Here is a 4,361-nt window from a genome sequence, read left to right on the forward strand (position 1 = left end):
ACCACCAACCCCGACCGCTCCAAAAGTTTCGGGCGTGCTCGTGGTATTTAAGGGTTGCCCGGGATTAGGGTGTGATTTGGTAGTACGTGATTTGGAAACTAATCCGTTTCCGATCCGTCGAAGGGCGCTTTAACAAGTCCGGGTATGAGCAAGGTCTAGTCAATTGTGATTTAGCAATAGGATTTTCGGTATCTTGTAATAACCCCGTAGGGGCTGCAGATGGTGATCATACTGGGTAAATAGTAAGATTCTTTCCATGGACTAAAGTTGGTTAACGCTCAGGATGATAAAGGGTGCAGCTAGTTCACCATGACAGGGAACAACACGCCTGCTCAGTAAAACCCTCGCCAATCCTACCAGGTACCACGAGAGCCGGTAATACTTCACACCACCGGGCCGGGTCGTCACACCGACGGACGCTGTGGCATGGAGCTGGCCGGTACGTCGGGTTCCCCGTCCCCGGCCCACGATGACCCCTTCTCTATTGTAATCATCCGGGAGTTGGGGGCAGGACGGCGGCGCGGGCCCGGAATCGGACCCGGGAGCCGGGGCGCCTCGGGGTGATGCGGTTCCGGGGCGCCGGTTCCAGAGCGTGAGGGCGCGTCGACGGGCTCGTGGTCCTTGGGATCCGGTGGGAGGCGGGATCCGCTCGGCTGGTCGGGGACGTGGCGTCCACCTCGGTCCGTTCGCCGTCGAAGGGCGTCGGTGTGTTCAGGGCCCCGGTCCCGCTCGTTCGGGGCTGCGGAGGGATGGGAGATCAGCGTGGATCCAGGTGGTCATGGTCGGTGGTTTCCCGGTGCGAGTGGTCCTGGGACCGCCGTAGGCCGGTCCGCTCCCTTGGGGGAACCCTTCCCACTGTAATCGCAAGGGAGTGGCTCGAGAGCGGGCTCACGGGCTTCATGGTACCGACGCCTGGTCCTCGCCCTGCGGGCGTCGCTCCCCTGTGATTACAATGGGAGAGGACCGCGGCTGGTGCCGGGCGGGGTGGGTGACCGGGCGTCGGACCCACCCGTGCGCGGTCAAGGTGGCACGGTGAGAGCCCGCGCCGCCCTCTCGACCCCTCTCCCTGGTGATTACAATAGGATGGTTCGGTGTTGGTTCCGGGAGCGGGCCGGTCTTGGGGGGTACCGGGAGGCTCGACTCCGACCTCGAGCGATCCTGGTGGTAGGTAACCGCTAGGCGGCTCGCACGGGCTTTCGACCTTATCTTCAGGGTGATTACAATGGGAGGAACTCGGAATCGGTAAGGAGGTGGTGCCGGACCGCCGGGTGGCTCTCGGGAGCGATCGGCCCGCCCGGGACCGGTCCACCATGGGTGCTGTCGGGGGCGGAGTCTTTTTATGCTCCCGGGTGATTACAATGGTGTGGGTGGGCCTTTGGGGGTGCCGGGGTCGTGACCTGGGAGGGCGTGCCCATCCCCCAGGACCCGGTCGAGCGCATCCGCGTCCTGCGCGTGCTCCGGGAGGTCTACCGTCGCGAGGTCAAGCCGGAGTTGAAGGAGACGTACCGGCGGGTTGGTGGGCGGACGTACGGGCCGTATTACGTGGCCTACCTGAAGCGGGTGCGGAGTAAGGGGTTCGACCTACCCCGAGTCTTCTACCTGGGCAAGGAGAATGAGAGCGTGGCGTTCGTTCGATGGCTTGAAGAGCAGTCCGAGGGGTTCGTGCTGCGGCTGGCCCGACTCGCGGTTCGGCACCTTCGAGCCGCGCTGGAGAGGCTGGTCGAGGAAGCCTCGGGCGGTGGGGTGAGTCATAAGCGGGTGGCCCGCGTGCTCTCGTTGGCGTTCGAGCTTCAACCCTCGGGCTCGACCAGGCTCAAGAAATTGCTGGAGCGGGCGCCGGGGTTCGCTCGATCCGTGTTGGGGCCCTGGCCGGCGTGGTTCGCGGACCGGGTGCTCCGAAGGCTCCTCTTGCATAAGACTCGGGATGGTGAGTGGGTGCGGGACGTGCTCTGGGAGCTAGAGCGGTGGAAACTCAGGCATGGGGGTTGAGGCTTCGGTCCCCGGGCGCCGGGGGAGTCGACCGGTATTTAAGGAGTTATGAGTCTCCGGAGTGATGGGAGCCGGGGATGAGGGGCCGCGCGGCCGGCGCCGTGCTCCCGCTCCTGGTGCTGGTCGCGGTCGCGGTGGTCTCTCCGGCCTCGGTGTCACCGTGCTCGTTCCCGACGTTGTGAGTCGGGCCGTCAAGTTGGAGAGGGAGGGGCTGGGTAGGGCGGTTCCGGGGGCCACGGTCGGGGTCGTTGAGCGGCTGGACGCGCTTCAGGGTGGGCCCGTTGACCGCGTGTTCGTGCTCGCCCCGGGTGCGTGCGAGTTCGTTCTCCTTGCCGGGCCGTTTCCGGGGGGCGGGTTCCGCGCGGTGGTCACCCAGTGGGAGGCTCTCGTCGAGTACCGGACGCCGCACGGGCTCGTTCGGCATCGGGTGGCCTTCGATCCCGGGCACGTGTACCTGGTGCTCCGCTCGCGCGGTCTTCGCGCCGTGCCCGTTGAGCCCGTGCGTGTGGGTCGCGAGCTCCCCGTGCTCCTCGTCCGCGGGGGTCGGTTGTACGAGCCCGTCACGTACTTCCCCTCTCCCGCCCTGGGGGACCTCGCCCGGCGGGTGACCACGCTCGCCCCGGTCGTCGACCTCGCGGGCGATTGGGACCTGCTCGTCCGGGTGGGGGTGGAGGGGGGAGACCGTCGCCTTCGACTTGGTGAGCTCGGATGGGTCGGGCGCGTACCGGGTCGTCTGCGACCTGCGCACGGGCGCCACCCGGCGCGAGTCCCTGCCGTCCGGGGAGGCTCGGAGGCTGCTTGACCTCGCCCGTGAGGATCTCGCCAGGCTCTCCGGGCTGAGGTCCGGTAGGCTCGGGGATGAGCCGGGCCTCTGGCTGGTGGTCTACGACGCCACCGAGGTAGGATCCTGCTGGAGGTTGCGCACCCTTCCCCCGGGTTCCTCCGTCGGTGCGGTTCCCGGCTGGCCGAGCTCGTGGAGCTGCTGCGGGAGTGCGGCGGGCGGGCGTTTCTCCGGTGGGAGTGCCTTCATCCCTCCACCCGGGCCCAGGGGCTGGGATCTCCTCGAGAGGTCGGGGCTCGCGAACGCGAGGCGGTCCGGTGCCTCCTGCACCCGTGGCCCGTCCTGGCCTCGTACCTCCTTCACTCCTTGGGGACCTTGACGCTGGCGGTCCCGGCGCTCGCGTTCTTCGAGATGACTCGCGCTCAGGCGGGTCGTGAGGGTTCCGAGGTCCTCCCCACGGAACTGGCCGAGATGGTCGGGCTCTCCGAGGCGGGGGCCCTGAAGTGGGTCGCCCTGGCGCCCGGGATCGTGTCCGGCGCGCTGGTCCTGGGCGCGACCCTCTGCTTCCTCTACCAGCTCGCCCAGTTCATGCTCCAGCTGTACTACTCCTTGTTCAACCCCTACGCGTGGCTCTACGACCTGGTCGTCGAGACCGCGCTGCGCGCCCTCGGGGTCTGGGAGTGCTACCAGACGGGCGTCCAGCTCGCCGATCGGATCGTCGTGGAGCCGCTCGGGGAGGAGCTGATGAGGAGGTTCATCAACTGGGTGCTCCTCGGGGGCCCCTCGACCCTTTGGCCCGGCGCGGTCGGTACGATCGTGATCGGGGCCGGGTGGGGGTGGCGGAGGCGATGTACCGCCGCGAGCTCAGGCTCGAGCTCGGGCTCGGCGCGCTGCGCCGTCTCGACAGGGTGGCGCTGAGGATCGCGGTCAACGTCGCGGGCGCCCTGCTGCCGCCTCTCCCCGCCGCGGCCCTGCGCTCGCTGTGCCGGGCCGTGGATGAGTTCGGGCCGGAGTTCTACCGGTGCTGGCCGGGCGTGCTCGGGCCCGCCCTCCTCGCCTTGGGCTCCCTGGTGGAGCCTCGGGTCAGGGGGATCTTACTCCCCGCAATGGGCACGGGCACCGGTTGGGTCGTCTAGGCCGCCCGGTCCCGCGGCCCGGACCGTTACGATCACCATAACGTTCGCCCGAGGTCCGGGCCGTTCCGGCCGGGTGCTCGGGACGCCGGACGTTCCTCGCATACCGCGCGTTAGGGAACGCCGCGGTCTCGCTGGGCGTGTCCCGTCACTACCGTCAAAATCCTCGACGTCGAGGCCTCGACGGCGGTCCCATCGGTAGAGGTAGGGGGCTGCCGTGCTGAGCCGCATCCTCGTGGCGGGGATTAGGACGTGGTCCTTCGGTGACCGGAGCGACTGGGAGGGCATTCAAGATGTTCGCTAACGAGGTCGAGAGTACGTGCCCCGCGGTCCCATTCACGGCCGTAACTGCGGTGGTACGCTCGCGGGTACGGTGGAAGGGCCGCGAGGGTGGTGGCTACGGTCGTCTCCCTCGCGCTCGCGTACCTTTCAATCGTCTGCGCCGTCGCGGACGGGCG

The 4,361-nt window shown here is 67.9% G+C and carries 4 protein-coding genes; all 4 read left to right on the forward strand.

Going from position 1 to position 4,361, the window contains the following annotated elements; translation table 11 throughout:
• The first annotated feature begins 1,392 nt into the window (after positions 1 to 1,392).
• The 4 genes from ACXJJV_RS02565 (at position 1,393) to ACXJJV_RS02580 (ending at position 3,906) form a co-directional block, all read left to right on the forward strand.
• A complete protein-coding gene (locus ACXJJV_RS02565) occupies positions 1,393 to 1,989 on the forward strand; it encodes a DUF1678 family protein (RefSeq protein WP_456466616.1) in 597 nt (198 codons plus the stop codon).
• A 160-nt stretch (positions 1,990 to 2,149) separates the two neighbouring features.
• Positions 2,150 to 2,791: a hypothetical protein gene (locus ACXJJV_RS02570; RefSeq protein ID WP_456466617.1), complete on the forward strand. Its 642-nt coding sequence runs from the start codon at positions 2,150 to 2,152 to the stop codon at positions 2,789 to 2,791.
• 171 nt (positions 2,792 to 2,962) lie between these two features.
• The gene (locus ACXJJV_RS02575) at positions 2,963 to 3,688 is read left to right on the forward strand and encodes a hypothetical protein (protein ID WP_456466618.1); all 726 of its coding nucleotides are present in this window, start codon (positions 2,963 to 2,965) and stop codon (positions 3,686 to 3,688) included.
• Positions 3,619 to 3,906 (forward strand): hypothetical protein, encoded by a 288-nt coding sequence (locus ACXJJV_RS02580; RefSeq protein WP_456466619.1) that lies wholly within the window; start codon positions 3,619 to 3,621, stop codon positions 3,904 to 3,906. Before ACXJJV_RS02575 ends, ACXJJV_RS02580 begins: the two co-directional genes overlap by 70 nt.
• Positions 3,907 to 4,361 lie beyond the last annotated feature (455 nt).

This window comes from Methanopyrus sp., from assembly GCF_053997775.1.